Consider the following 13,137-nt stretch of genomic DNA (forward strand, 5'->3'; position numbering starts at 1 on the left):
GACTAGATCAAAGGGACTGCAGCTGCTCCAGCTCATCCTCAAGCTCCACAGAGATCGGTGACATCGGAAGACGAAGATGGTCCGAGGAGATGAATCCCTGTCTCTTCAACAGCCATTTTAATGGAGCAGGATTCGATTCCTGAAAAAGCTTTTGGATCCAGGGAACGAGTGAATCGAAGGCTTCCTTTGCTTTGATAAGATCCCCCTGCCTCGCCCATGCATACATCTCAATAAACCGCTCCGTGTTCATATTCGCTGAGGCGAGTATCCCTCCTGAAGCCCCGAGACTCAGCTTGTCGTGGAGGTGAAGGTCATCGCCGCATAAAACCGGTACCCCGACATGCGACAGCGCAGAAACAAGCTCCAATTGGTCCGAGCTATCTTTTATTCCGATGACGTTATCCAACTCCATGATCCTTTTTGCCGTGTCGATGTTCAATCGGACTCCCGTTCGGGCAGGAATTTCATAAACGACGACCGGTATTCCCACTTGCGCAACCTGTTGAAAATGTTTGAAGATTCCCTCCTGTGAAGGCTTGCTGTAATAGGGTATGACGACCAGCACGGCATCCGCACCCGCTTGCGCGGCTTTTTTGGTCCGATCGACTGTGGATGCTGTATCATTTGTACCCGTGCCGACGATTACAGGCATTTTCCGATGAAGCCCGTCTAATAGATCCCGGGTGATTCGGATCAGTACCTCCACCTCCTCCCAGCGAACCGTCGGTGACTCCCCTGTCGTTCCGTTAATGACCAAGCCGTGAATAGGATGCGACAATAAGTTCGTCACGTAATTTGCATAGGATGATTGATCCAGTTCACCATCCGATCCAAAAGGCGTTACTACGGGAACGAAAATACCATGTAATCCATTTCGATCCATCATTGAAAAAAACCTCCTGTTTGTTTGATTGATTTCAATGTATCATGAGAACTGTAATCGGTGTTATCTATAATGATTGATGGTCATTATCAATATTATTGATGGGGTGAGGACGATGGATTTAACTTATTTTCACACCTTCCGCGAAGTTGCCCATAGGCAGAGCTTCACCCGTGCAGCAGAGGAGCTGGGCTACGCGCAGTCCAGCGTCACGACGCAGATCCAGAAACTGGAGAAAGCCTACGATGCACAGCTGTTTGAACGTTACGGCAAAGGTGTTAGGCTTACTTCGGCGGGTGAAGAGCTTTTAAAAATCGTGATCCCCATGCTGGATCTGTATCAACAGTCCAAAGAAAAGCTAAGCATTCAAGGAGGCGGCACCCTTTCCATAGGAACGATGGATTCGCTTGCTTCCTATTTCCTCCCCTCCTATATCGAAATGATGCGCCAGCACTATCCCGGTTTGCATATCCGGCTGCAGACAGAGCGCGAAGGTCATATCGTTCAGAAGGTCAGGGAAGGGGAATTGGATATCGGCGTCATTTTTGACAATGATCCTTCCGATCCGTACCTGAACTGGCGGACGATAAAAGAAGAGCCTCTGGCTTTACTTGCCAAGCCCGGGCATCCTCTCACCTCTTTAGCAAATGTACAGCTCGCTGATCTGGAGCATGCGGCATGGATCATGCCGGAAGACAGCTGCAATTACCGGATCATGATGGAGAAAATGTTGATGTCTCATCAAATCCCCTTTCGCATTGAGCTGGAGCTGGGTAATCCGGAGGCGATCAAACGGTGTATCCTCTCCGGCGGTTCAGGCATATCCGTCCTGCCGAGAATGGCTGCCGCTGATGAGATCAACAGGGGTGAGCTCGTCATGCTTCCATTTTCTCCGCCGGATTTCAGCCTGAAGCTTCAAATGGTCTTGCATCCGAAAAAATGGATATCCCATGCGCTGCGGGCATTCATAGAGCTGATCGGTCACTGAACACTCTGATTTCTGCAGAAAAAAGAGTGTCTCAAGGGACACTCCTTACTTTCCTCATATACGGCGATTAGGCGTCATCCTGCCAAATCGCTATTTTTTCAGCTCATAAAATTGGCATTCCCGGCGTGAATGGTACGTCATATCACTGACATCCGACTGGGTAATAATCATGGTATCCGTAAACCGGACGATATAAGTCAACGCATCAATCAGATGATCGTCACGAAAAACGCGGATCGGAAGCTTCCGATCTTCCGCCTCCTGAAAATCCGCTTCAGTTAAAAGCTCTCGGATGGTAGCCATAAAATATATTGTTCTCCTTTTTCATCGATTTCATCGGTATAAATAATTCATGGTTGGAGTCCACATAGGGGTGCCCCTCTTTCTGATTGTATATCATATAAGCCTTCATTCAAAGCTGATTTGATATCGCCAGCAAATCGGGTATGCTATTCACATAACGATCCATTTAAAGGAGCTGAAGCCTGTTGTCAAACTTAACCGTGACCCCGTTTCTGATGTTTAATGGACAAGCCGAAGAAGCGATGAACTTTTACTTGTCCGTCTTCCAGCCTTCCGAAATCATCCATATCCGCCGGTACGGAGCGGATGAGCCAGGTACGGAAGGTTCCGTTCAGCTGGCATCTTTCTCTCTGAAAGGTCAAACCTTCATGTGCATTGACAGCAACATAAAGCATGATTTCACGTTTACTCCTGCGATTTCGATGTTCGTAAACTGCGGATCGGACGAAGAAATCACCGACGCGTTTCAACGGTTATCGGAGGGTGGCTCTGTCCTGATGCCGCTATCGGCCTATCCCTTTGCGACTAAGTTCGGATGGGTACAGGACAAGTACGGGGTGTCTTGGCAGTTGAGCTTATAGATTCGAAGCAAGACCGGAACCTCCATTCAGGAGGAAATCCGGTCTTTATACATACTGGAGCCCTCTGCCTGACCCTCCTGTTTCAAGACTGCTCCCCTTTCAGGATGGCAGCTTCACCTCGGCGCGTCGCAGAATCTCCTTCATCGCCTTCTCCCATTGCATTATTTTCGTCTGCGAATCGCGAATCCGTTGAAGCTCCTCCACCATGATCTTCAATTCCGCAGCGGCGGATACCGCATTCCCCTCTTTGACGGCGGCTTTGTAACGCTTCTCTGCTGCAGTTTTGGCCTGATTGCGGCCGGTAATGTGCGAATTCTCTGCGGTCACCTGCTTCTTCAATGGCTGAATTCCGGCCAATATATCCTTAACGACCTTGGCTTTCGCGGTTGCTTGCTTCTTAGCCGACGCGTAAGCGTCTTGTCTGGATTTGATCTCCGAGCGCGCGTTCGTCACAGAAGCCTTGATGCGGTTGCGTTTCAAATCGTACAGCAGGGCTGATTTGCCATCTTTGCGCTTCCTCGCTTCTGCTGCCTTCTTCCCAAGCTCCGCATACTCCGTAAGCAGCGGGGCATATTTTTTCTGTGCCAGTTCCGCCTGTGACTTCAACTGATCGAGCTTCGTCTTGTCGATTTGCTGCACGCTCGTCTGGATTGATTTCAGCTTGGCGTTATTTTGCCGGCTCAGCTCCTGAATACGAAGCTTCTCTGTTTTGTTCTCCAGCTCCAGCGCGGAAAAAGCATCATGCAGCTGACCAATCCCTGCGATTGCCGTATCCCAATCCGAATTCGCCGCTGACGTCATGGCTGGCCCGGACAAAATCATGATGAAGCACATCATTAGAATCAGGGTCCATGTCTTGCCTCGGTTACAATAAGACTTAAGCTTAAGCATTGCATCATCTCCAATCAGGTCAGATTCAACGGAAACAAAGAAAAAGCACCTGCAAGAAAGGCCTGGCGGCCCGTCCTGCGAGGTGCTTCTCCCGCATTTTATCCGTTTCATTTTGACCATAATATACAATTGATTGGATTAAAAGTCAATCATTTAACGAACATTCATTCCCATCAGACACGATTAAAGATCAAAAATCCTTCCTCTTATTGCCCTACCATGCCGCCGTCAACGGTATAGAGCGATGCGGTAACGAAGGAAGCTTCGTCGGACAGCAGGAAGTTCATGACAGCGGCGACCTCTTCTGGTTCCCCATAGCGGCCAAGCGGCGTTGCGGATTCATTCGCTTTTTTGTACTCGTCCGGAGAGCCGGAATTTTGTTCGATTTGACGCATCATGCGTGTGTTGATCGTTCCAGGCAGCACGGCGTTCACGCGGATGCCAAGCGGAGCCAGCTCGTTGGCCGCAACGCGGGTTAATCCGATCACGGCGTGTTTGGACATGATGTAAGGTGCCATGCCTGGTGCGCCCATCAATCCTGCGAGCGAGGATGTGTTCAGAATCGCTCCGGATTTCTGCTGCTTCATGACCGGGATGACGTAATGCAGACCAAGGAATACCCCGCGTACATTGACGTTATATACCAGATCGAGCGCCTTGACGCTTTGTTCTTCCAAAAGACCGGCAGGGCCCTCGATGCCGGCATTATTCGCGAAATAATCAATCGTTCCGAATTTTTCAACGGCCTTGTTCACATAGTTCTGCACGTCCTCTTCCTTCGATACGTCTGCCGCAACGGCAAGGGAATTGGAGTCATTCAGACCCAGCTCCTGAATGACTTGCTGAATGGCCTCCTCTTTCAAATCCACCAAAACCAGGTTCAACTTGCGCTCCGCCAGCCGACGGGCAAGCTCTTTGCCGATACCGCCTGCGGCACCGGTGATGACGGCTGTTTTTACTTGAGTCTCATTCATTGTATAATCGCTTCCTTTGGATTAGATTGAATAACTCTTCGGCGTAAGCGGAAACATTCCGCTCACATCCTTAGCTTACTCCTCATTTAGTTGTTGTTACAATAATCATAATTCGAGGTATTGTCGCCTAGGCAACAAATGCTCCGATGGTGTAGCCAAACTGCGCAAAATTGAACAAACGGAGCCGCTTTGTTGCCTTCCGCATGGACAAACATCGCGGAATCCGATTTTGTCGGGTAAGATAGAATATAGCAAGCTGGATCATGGAGGTATGCTGCAGAAATGACAGAGCAAAAATTGGACCGCAGAGCACGAAGAACCCGGGAAGCCATTCAGGCTGCTTTTGTAGAATTAATTCTGGAGAAAGGCTACGATGCCGTCACGATTCAGGAAGTTGCGGACAAAGCCGATTATAACCGGGGAACCTTTTATAAGCATTACGTGGGTAAAGAAGAGCTATTGAAGGAGATCCGGGAGGTTTTTTTGAAGGGAATCCGGGAAGCCTTATTGAGACCATACAAAGGCATGGATCAGGTGGAGGCCACTAAAATTTATCCTTCCACCCTGAAGCTGTTTGAACATATCGAATGCCACAAAAAAGAATTCAAAGCACTCATCACTGTACATAGAGGCATCAGCGAGGATTTGTATAACACCTTGAAAACATCCATGCGGGAGGATATGCACATGGAGATGGAGCCGGGCGACCCCCCGCTGGATTATGAATTGATGCTTAGCTATCGATTGTCTGCAACCGTAGGGGTAATCATGCACTGGGCGGACATGGATTTTAAATATTCGGCGGAATACATGGCCGACCAGCTCTTGGCGCTCGTCAACAGCAAAATCGATCATATTGTTTTTAAGACCAAGCCTTGAACAAAAGCCATGTGCGTCCCTTATTGCACATCCTTAGGATGACGGAATTTGACCAGGGACCAGACGATGAGCAGGGCTAGAACGGCAACACAGATTCCGATGCTGAACCGGTTCTTCTCGTCGAACAGGAACAATGCCGCGATTACGGCCAGACATAGTACAGCGGCTCCCGTCATATATGGATAACCCCATACTTTAAACGCAGGCTTGACCGGATACCGGGAACGCAGCTTCAGCTGCGACAACGCAATGCAAATCCAGACTAAAAGCACGACAAAACCCGGAACGGCCATCAATACCCGGAACAGCTGGTCCTGCGCAAAAATACCGAGCATTGAACCCGCCAGCAAAATAATCCCGCACAGCACCAGCGTATGGATCGGACTGCCCTTCCGGTTCGTGCGCATCAACGTTCTGGGCGCCTCCCCTGCCGAAGCCATTGAAAAGAGCATGCGTGATGCGCCATAAATCCCGGAATTTGCGGCCGAGAGCACGGCGGTCACCAGAATGAAATTCATAATGTGCGCGGCGCCTGATAACCCGGTTGACGCAAGCACCTGCACGAACGGACTGCTCTCCGTCCCCACCTCATTCCACGGAATCAGGCCGCAGATCACAAGAATCGGCAGTGTGAAAAACAAAATAATCCTTAATATAAAATTACCGACAACCTTAGGCAGTACCCGCTCGGCATGTTCCGTTTCGGTCAGCGTCAATCCGATAAGCTCCGACCCCCCATAGGAAAACATGACCACCAGCATGGCAGAGAATACGGATGTCCAGCCGTTCGGGAAAAACCCGCCGTTAAGCTTATAATTCTGCAGATACGGGGTATGTTCACTCGGAATGACCCCAAACATCAAACCAGCCCCGAGTAGAATAAATAGGATGATCATCGCTATCTTGATGCCAGCCAGCCAAAATTCAAATTCCCCGAACGTGCCGACGCTAAGTAAATTGATGAGAATAATAAACGCGGCGCAGGCCAGACTAAGCACCCAGAGCGGCACCGCCGGAAACCAGTACTGCAAGAAACTGCCCGCGGCAATGATCTCTATGACACAAACCGAGAGCCACATGAAGCAGTACATCCAGCCCATGATAAAAGAGACCCTCTCCCCGAATGCTTCCCTGACAAAGTCCTTCATATTCCGGTTCGTATATACGGTCGCCATTTCCGCCATCGCGGCCATCACAACCAAGAGCAAAAGTCCCGCTATTATATAGGTGACGATGACGCCGGGTCCCGCAAGTCCGATCGTTTCGGCACTGCCCTTGAAAATACCCGTCCCGATCACGCCGCCCATTGCCATAAAACTGATATGTCTAGGCTTTAATTTCTTCTGTAAGGTTCCTTCTGGTTGTCCCATCCATATCCTCCTGATGTTCGTCATTCATCAATGACTATGTATTAGCATAAATGCATAGTTCAGTATAACCTATTATGCACTTTTGTGAAGCTTTTGGGCGTGATAAGCTCCCGAAAATTTAAGGTAAATTTAAACGGCTTGCAGCATGTTTTATGATATGATCGAATTCGATTGAAAAAGCTTTGAAAGAATAACACTATTCCTGAAAACATGGCGGTGATTGCATTGCTTCATTCCTATCTGTTTCCGATATCCTATGCGTTCATGTCTTTTCCGTTTGCGGCGCTGTTGTTCACCCTCCCGTTCCTGATCGTTCAGTACCGCAAATATGGATATGTCAATAAAGTTCGTGCGCTCGTGCTGTACCTGTTTCTGTTATATTTGCTGAACGCGCTGTTCCTGGTCATTCTGCCGCTTCCTTCTTCTAGGCATAACCCGGCGCTTGCCTCGGGAGCCATGCAGTTCGTTCCGCTCAATTTCATCAACGACATCCTGAAAGAGACGTCGGTGATCAGCTCCGATCCGTCGACCTACCTCCATCTGCTGAAGGAGCGGGCTTTCCTGCAGGTCGTGTTCAACATTCTGCTGACAGTACCGTTCGGTATGATCCTGCGGTATTATTTCCGGACCGGATGGGTTCGCTCGATTCTGTTTTCGTTCCTGCTGTCGCTCTTTTTCGAGGTCACCCAGTTGACCGGCATTTACGGCCTGTACGATCATGCGTACCGCGTTTTCGATGTCGACGATCTGATGATGAACACGCTTGGGGGCATTTGCGGATTTCTCGCCGCGGAATGGCTGTCCGGATTGCTGCCGCGGATCGAGAAGCTCGACGAGCAGGTCGACCTGTCCGCCAAAAGGGTCACCTATACGCGCCGCGCCATTGCCTTCATGATCGATTCGTTCATCTGGCCGATCTTGATGGGAATCCTCTTCCTGCTTCATGTCCCAGCGGCATTTTGGGTTGCGACAGGCATGTATTTCATCCTGATTCCATGGTGGACGGGAGGCGTTACACCCGGGAAATGGATGGTGCGCATCCGCTTGACGAAAGCAGGAGAACGGATCACGCTCGCGGCGCTGGTGAAGCGTTACGGGCTGCTGTATTGGATCTTCTTCGGTCTCAACCGCCTTCTCGCCGGTTCGTTCGATAACGTTCCGGATATCGCCCGATTGCTGCTTGGCATCGTCGTGTTCGTCATGAACGCCTGGTTTTTCATCCATGTCGTGATCCATGTGTTCAAGAAAGACCCGACCCTCTTCTATGAAAACATGAGCCGCACCCGTCATGTCATCTTGTGGCATGGGAAAAGCGAGCAACAAGAAAAAGAGCCTGTATAAGGCTCTTTTTCTTGTGCCATAAGTGATGAGTTTATTCGTAACGCAGCGCTTCGATCGGATCCAGCTTCGCGGCTTTGCGGGCTGGAAACACGCCGAAGACGATCCCGATGCAGGCCGAAAATCCGACAGCGAGCAGCACCGAGTTCAGCGAAATCGCCGTCTTGATGCTCATCATATTTCCGACAAGCTTGGAGCCGCCAAAGCCAAGCAGGACGCCGATGACCCCGCCGAGAATAGCCAGCGTGACGGACTCGACGAGAAACTGGGAGAGGATGGTGCCTTCCTTGGCACCGATCGCTTTCCGCGTACCTATCTCACGCGTCCGTTCCGTCACCGAGACCAGCATGATGTTCATGATGCCGATACCGCCGACAAGGAGTGAAATCGCCGCAACGCCGCCCAAAAACAGCGTCAGCGTTTTCGTGACGCTCTCCGCCGAAGACAGCACGTCTTCCTGGCTCTGTACCTTGAAGTCATCCTCGCCGCTTCCCAGCTTGTGGCTTTGACGCATCGTGTATTCCATGAGCGCCATCGTGCTTTGGATTGCGTTCGGTGACTTGGCCTCCACCAGAATCTGCCGGATCGCATTTCTCGAGCTGCCCGACTGGAACCGGGATTGCACGGTCGTGATCGGCGCGATCGCCGTATCGTCGAGATCCGCGGAGCCTGAGGAGCCTTTGGATTTCAACACCCCAATAACGCGAAAGGGGATATTGTTAATTTTAACAATGCTGCCGATCGCATCGAAGCCGGCTTTGCCAAACAGGTTTTCGGCCGTTGTCGCGCCCAATACGACGACTTTGGCTTTGTCGGTCACTTCATCCTCCGTAAAAAAACGCCCGATATCCGTCTCCCACGATTTGATGTCCGCGTAGCTTGGCGTCGTGCCAATCACGCTGGTCGAAGCGAGGTTGGCGCCGTTTTTAAACTGGCCGGTCGCCTGCATCACGGGCGCGACGTATTTGACGGTATCAATCTTCGAAATCGGATCGGCATCCGCGAGCTTGAGCGTTACATCGCTTCCCGTTCCCCCTTGCCCGGAAGAGGAAGACGCGGTCACTGTGATCAGATTGGAGCCGAGACTCTGTATCTGGCTGGTTACCTGGTCGTTTGTGCCTTGGCCGATCGATATCATCGCGATGACCGTCGCAACCCCGATCATAATGCCGAGCATCGTCAAAAACGATCGGAGCAGATTCGTTTGCAGGCTGCGAAAGGACAGTTTCAGCAGTTCTCCCATATTCATACGAATACACGCTCCGTGTTCAGCCGGTCCGACTCGATTTTCCCGTCACGGAACCAGATGATTCGATTCGTATGCGCGGCGATCTCCGGTTCATGCGTAACCAGTACGATCGTATTGCCTTCGTCATTCAGCTGTTTGAAAATGCCCATGATTTCCTCCGAAGACACAGAATCCAGGTTGCCTGTCGGTTCGTCGGCTAAAATAATCGCCGGGTCATTGGACAACGCCCTGGCGATCGCCACCCTTTGCTGCTGCCCGCCCGACAGCTCGTTCGGCTTATGGTGCATCCGGTCCTTCAGACCGACAAGCTCCAGGCAATACTCCGCGCGCTCGCGGCGCTCCTTCCTGCTTTTACCCGCGTACAGCATCGGCAGCTCCACGTTTTCGATTGCGGAGGTCCGCTTCAGCAGATTGAAGTTTTGAAAGACGAAGCCGATCTTCTGGTTGCGGACCACCGACAACTGTTTGGACGAGGCGGAACCGATATCGATGCCATCCAGCACGTACGTGCCCGACGTCGGTTTATCCAGGCAGCCGATGACGTTCATCATCGTGGATTTGCCGGAACCGGACGGGCCCATGATGGAGACGAATTCCCTTTCGTCGATATGCAGCGTCACGTCCCGGAGTGCATGGACCCTCATTTCTCCCGACGCATAGATTTTGTCGACATGACCGAACTGGATCACTTGCCCCCACCTCCCGTACCTCCGCCGGCGCCGCTTGTTCCGTTTCCTTGGCGCATACTGCCTCCGGTACCGGTCCGGTTGAAATCTCTATTGCCTTGCATTTGACCGCCGCTGAAGCCACCGAAGCCGCCAAAGCCTCCCTGCATCATGGACGATGAAGAAGTCCGGCTATTCGAGGTGGTCGTCATCGTAATGCTGACCTTGTCTCCCTCCGTCAGGCCGGAAACCACTTCCGTGCTGGCCCCGTCATCAAGGCCTGTCGTAATTTCCTTCTGTTCGGTTTTGCCTCCGCTGTCGACCATGACGATTTTGCGTCCGCCGAAGGATTTAATGGCTGCATCCGGCACAGTCAGAACATCTTTTTTTCCGTCGGTAATGATCGCGATCGTCGCGCTGAGCCCCGGAATCAGCTTATCGGCGTTATCCTGCCCAGGCGTAATTTCAACCGTGACCGGGAAGGTGACGAGACCGCTGCTTTGCACTTCACCGAGCACGGCTTTGCTGGTTACTTTGCCTTTCAGCGTAACGCCTGTCAGCGCATCGAAGGTGATGTTCACGTCTTGTCCGACCTTCACGTCCGTAATGTCCGTATCGTCAACGGAAGCGGAAATTTTGTAATTGCCCTCCGTGGAGAACATGGAAACCGCCGTGCTATCACTGGCTGGATATTCCCCGGCCTGGATGTTTACCGCTGAGATCATGCCGCTGAACGGGGCATAGATTTTGGCTCCTTCCAGATTCGCTTTCGCATCGCTCAAATTCGCCTGTGCCTGCGCAACATTGGCTTTGGACATGGCGAGCTCGCTATCCTCGGGTCCCTTTTGCAGGTTGCTGAGCTGTGTCACTGCCTGGTCGTAGGCTCGTTTCGCGCTGTCTACTTTGCTCTGGGCGGCAGCTACCGAGGTCTGGGGAGAATCCTGGCCGCCGCTTTGCTGGGATGCCGCCTGCTTGTATGCGTTTTGCGCATTTTCAAGCGCTACCTGTGCGAATAAAATTTGCGACTGATCCGTACCTTGCTTAGCCTCGTCCAGCTTCGTCTGGGCATTCACCACCGCGGTCTTGGCTTTATCGATCTGCTGCTGCACATAGGTCGGATTCGTCAGCTTTTTCGCGTTCGCCAGATCGCTTTCCGCACTGTCGAGCGCCGCTTTCGCTTGGGATACCTGGGATTTTTGATCGGCGATCGTAGAAGCGTCCGTTCCCGCCTCCAGGCTCTTCAGCTTCGCGACCGCGCTGTCGTAGCTCGCTTGCGCGGATAAAAGCGCGTTTTGCAGCGCCGTCGCATCCATTTCCGCCAGAAGCTGGCCTTTTTGCACCTGGTCGCCGCTATTCACCAGCACCTTCGTTACTTTGGACTTTCCGGTAAAGGACAAGTTGACGGAATTCGAAGCCTCCACGTTGCCTGAGGAGGTAACCGTTTTCGATAAATCCCCTTTCTTGACCTCGTATGTAATCGTCGCGGTTTCCGTTTTGGGCTTCGCCGAGCTTTTCTGGACAAAATACGTTCCTCCAGCTCCGATCACGACGACGCATCCGCAGATGATCAACACGTTCTTAGTCACCTTGTTCATTCATCTTCATTCTCCCTTCCCTTAATTATCACTGAGCTTACCACCGTTCATTTAAAACGAGCTGAATAACAGCTTAATGCCTGCTGAAAAGATCATTAAACGTAAATTAATTATTTTGGCATGAAATGTTAATTGCATACTGAAACAGCTGTTAGACGAAATCAATGCAAAAAAGCCTCAGAGCGGTGATTCCCTCCGAGGCCTGGGTCGAGCGGCAAAATTCAATTTGAAGGCTGCAGCGTATTGAGCGAAACGAATGCAAGGGGTGCAAAGCCTTCCGAAGCCTCCCCCTGCGGAATGTCCACATGAAAGGCATAGCCGTTACCGTTGATTTCTTTCACGATATACTCATGCATCCCCTGTGCGTCACGCGATATCAGAAACAAACGCGCGTCCCGCATTGTCTCCGTCATTTCGTCTCCCTTCAGCCGGGTGACTTTTCCGTGCTTCTCCAGCTCCTGGCCGCCTTTTTGTGCAAGATGATCCAAATTGAAGTCAGGTTGAAGCTTCTCGATGCGGACCTGATAGTGGGGATACACCTTCATGGATAACCGATCTTTGGTTTTGTCGAACGAAAATTGCTCAAACATGTAAAAAGCATATCCTTCACCTGTAACCAGCTTCGCCGAGCGCTGCTCACGATTCCCTTCGAGAGTCACTTCGAGCTGCTTCTGCGGCGGCAGGTCAGGCCCAGTAGATCCATTTTGCCCGGAATCGGACGCTTCCGCCTTATGAATCTCCTTCAGAACCCGCTGCATGAGGCCTGTTTCTCCTTCGACGGTTTTTTCTTCGTATGTGAAGGCCACGGTTTGTTGCGGCTTCATGCTTTCCATAGCCTGACCCAATGCTTCACCGAATTGAAAGGACATCGGCTGTCCATCAACGATAATCTCTACCGTATGCGAATCGGCCAGACCCGTGAAGCTTCCTTCGCCTTCTTTTACCGCGGGCGATTCTTCTTTCGGCGGTTCGGCAGGAGGCTTCTCATCCCCCGAGGCTTTCTCGTCTGGAGAAGCAGGCCCGGTAACCGATGAATCCGGCGAAACGGCGGGTTCTTTGGGCTCGGTGCCGCATGCGGCAAGCGAGCACATGACCACTGCGGCCAGCAGCAGCATCCTTATTTTCACATGATTTTTTGTCATCAGGTACATTCCACCTCCATTACCTTAGACGGGGAATACTCGCATTAGGTTTCAGGATAACAGTCCAAGCTTGGCTCCCGGCATACCGTTCCCTCGACTCCAAAGCCGCCGCAGTAAGCCGATCTTCGTACGCCAATGCGGCTGCATTCCTCGGAGCGAAAGTCTTGGATTCAAGTAAAAACGTCTATCGACGTACCTTCAAAAAAGACAGACCGCGTTTAGTTGAAGTTCTTCTTGCGATTATAGAATGGTTCAGCTTCGCTGAAATTTATAAATTCT

At 51.3% G+C, this 13,137-nt stretch carries 13 protein-coding genes; 4 read left to right on the forward strand and 9 right to left on the reverse strand.

All coding sequences use genetic code 11. The features are described from left to right. Nucleotides 1-7: 7 nt before the first annotated feature. Nucleotides 8-886 (reverse strand): 4-hydroxy-tetrahydrodipicolinate synthase, encoded by an 879-nt coding sequence (dapA, locus tag PCH05_RS09825; RefSeq protein WP_127602200.1) that lies wholly within the window; start codon nucleotides 884-886, stop codon nucleotides 8-10. A 112-nt stretch (nucleotides 887-998) separates the two neighbouring features. Between dapA and PCH05_RS09830 the strand changes: the two genes are divergently transcribed. Next, nucleotides 999-1,871, forward strand: a complete 873-nt coding sequence (locus PCH05_RS09830; RefSeq protein WP_127602201.1) for a LysR family transcriptional regulator — start codon at nucleotides 999-1,001, stop codon at nucleotides 1,869-1,871. Between the two features lie 90 nt (nucleotides 1,872-1,961). On the opposite strand, the gene PCH05_RS09835 is transcribed toward PCH05_RS09830, so the two are convergent. Continuing rightward, complete coding sequence (locus tag PCH05_RS09835) at nucleotides 1,962-2,174, reverse strand: hypothetical protein (RefSeq protein WP_127602202.1); 213 nt, start codon at nucleotides 2,172-2,174, stop codon at nucleotides 1,962-1,964. Between the two features lie 185 nt (nucleotides 2,175-2,359). Here PCH05_RS09835 and PCH05_RS09840 point away from each other — a divergent pair, with 185 nt between their 5' ends. Next, nucleotides 2,360-2,755, forward strand: coding sequence for a VOC family protein (locus PCH05_RS09840; protein ID WP_281278753.1), 396 nt, complete (start codon nucleotides 2,360-2,362; stop codon nucleotides 2,753-2,755). Between the two features lie 99 nt (nucleotides 2,756-2,854). Here the strand turns inward: PCH05_RS09840 and PCH05_RS09845 are convergent, their stop codons facing one another. Together PCH05_RS09845 and PCH05_RS09850 are read right to left on the reverse strand one after the other, a co-directional pair. Then, nucleotides 2,855-3,577: a hypothetical protein gene (locus tag PCH05_RS09845; protein ID WP_164766603.1), complete on the reverse strand. Its 723-nt coding sequence runs from the start codon at nucleotides 3,575-3,577 to the stop codon at nucleotides 2,855-2,857. Nucleotides 3,578-3,852: 275 nt separating this feature from the next. Then, nucleotides 3,853-4,620, reverse strand: a complete 768-nt coding sequence (locus PCH05_RS09850; protein ID WP_127602204.1) for an SDR family NAD(P)-dependent oxidoreductase — start codon at nucleotides 4,618-4,620, stop codon at nucleotides 3,853-3,855. A 282-nt stretch (nucleotides 4,621-4,902) separates the two neighbouring features. Between PCH05_RS09850 and PCH05_RS09855 the strand changes: the two genes are divergently transcribed. Further along, nucleotides 4,903-5,499: a TetR/AcrR family transcriptional regulator gene (locus PCH05_RS09855; protein ID WP_127602205.1), complete on the forward strand. Its 597-nt coding sequence runs from the start codon at nucleotides 4,903-4,905 to the stop codon at nucleotides 5,497-5,499. A 20-nt stretch (nucleotides 5,500-5,519) separates the two neighbouring features. Here the strand turns inward: PCH05_RS09855 and PCH05_RS09860 are convergent, their stop codons facing one another. After that, complete coding sequence (locus tag PCH05_RS09860; protein ID WP_127602206.1) at nucleotides 5,520-6,869, reverse strand: amino acid permease; 1,350 nt, start codon at nucleotides 6,867-6,869, stop codon at nucleotides 5,520-5,522. Nucleotides 6,870-7,094: 225 nt separating this feature from the next. Between PCH05_RS09860 and PCH05_RS09865 the strand changes: the two genes are divergently transcribed. Beyond that, nucleotides 7,095-8,210 carry a VanZ family protein gene (locus PCH05_RS09865; protein WP_127602224.1) on the forward strand — a complete coding sequence of 372 codons (1,116 nt, stop codon included), beginning with the start codon at nucleotides 7,095-7,097 and terminating at the stop codon, nucleotides 8,208-8,210. A 31-nt stretch (nucleotides 8,211-8,241) separates the two neighbouring features. On the opposite strand, the gene PCH05_RS09870 is transcribed toward PCH05_RS09865, so the two are convergent. The 4 genes from PCH05_RS09870 to PCH05_RS09885 form a co-directional block, all read right to left on the reverse strand. Next, on the reverse strand, nucleotides 8,242-9,456 hold the full coding sequence (locus PCH05_RS09870) for an ABC transporter permease (RefSeq protein ID WP_127602207.1): 1,215 nt from the start codon (nucleotides 9,454-9,456) through the stop codon (nucleotides 8,242-8,244). Then, nucleotides 9,453-10,100 carry an ABC transporter ATP-binding protein gene (locus PCH05_RS09875; RefSeq protein ID WP_281278756.1) on the reverse strand — a complete coding sequence of 216 codons (648 nt, stop codon included), beginning with the start codon at nucleotides 10,098-10,100 and terminating at the stop codon, nucleotides 9,453-9,455. Before PCH05_RS09875 ends, PCH05_RS09870 begins: the two co-directional genes overlap by 4 nt. Nucleotides 10,101-10,141: 41 nt before the next feature. After that, nucleotides 10,142-11,716 carry an efflux RND transporter periplasmic adaptor subunit gene (locus PCH05_RS09880; protein ID WP_127602209.1) on the reverse strand — a complete coding sequence of 525 codons (1,575 nt, stop codon included), beginning with the start codon at nucleotides 11,714-11,716 and terminating at the stop codon, nucleotides 10,142-10,144. A gap of 221 nt (nucleotides 11,717-11,937) precedes the next feature. Next, nucleotides 11,938-12,858 (reverse strand): DUF8580 domain-containing lipoprotein, encoded by a 921-nt coding sequence (locus tag PCH05_RS09885; protein WP_127602210.1) that lies wholly within the window; start codon nucleotides 12,856-12,858, stop codon nucleotides 11,938-11,940. Between the last annotated feature and the right edge of the window lie 279 nt (nucleotides 12,859-13,137).

The sequence above is a fragment of the Paenibacillus chibensis genome (assembly GCF_004001045.1).
Taxonomy (GTDB): domain Bacteria; phylum Bacillota; class Bacilli; order Paenibacillales; family Paenibacillaceae; genus Paenibacillus_AQ; species Paenibacillus_AQ chibensis.